The sequence below is a fragment of the Paraburkholderia sp. SIMBA_054 genome, assembly GCF_046534875.1.
Lineage (GTDB): Bacteria > Pseudomonadota > Gammaproteobacteria > Burkholderiales > Burkholderiaceae > Paraburkholderia > Paraburkholderia hospita.
The window spans coordinates 1-334 of the sequence record NZ_JAWRXV010000420.1 but is presented as its reverse complement, the minus strand read 5'-3'; the positions used below and the strand labels follow the sequence as shown (position 1 = coordinate 334).

General features: G+C 62.9%; 1 pseudogene. It reads right to left on the bottom strand.

The window, feature by feature from the left end:
- Positions 1-115: 115 nt before the first annotated feature.
- Positions 116-334: pseudogene (locus SB822_RS55740) on the bottom strand (ADP-ribose pyrophosphatase); the annotation flags it as partial.

The following is a 334-nucleotide window of genomic DNA, read 5'->3' as shown; positions in this document are numbered from 1 at the left end:
CCATTGGTGCCATTGGTGCCATTGGTGCCATTGGTGCCATTGGTGCCGTAGTGCCGTTCGTCGACGCCGCTGCGCGACCTGCTTGCGGCGAACTCGGCGAACGCGGCAAACGCACTTACTGTCCCGGCTTGTCGACGAATTCGAACGGCAGACCGCGCCGCCGCATCCATTCGCCGCGCGCCTGACCGGTGCCCGCGCGCCAGGGACGCAGATTCGCCGGTTCCACGAGCCGGTATTCGAGCAGTTCGGGCGACAGCGAAATGGTGCCATGCGCCTTCACGTGATACGCGATGATCAGTTCGTTCTTGCGGATGAATTCATACACGCCGATCAG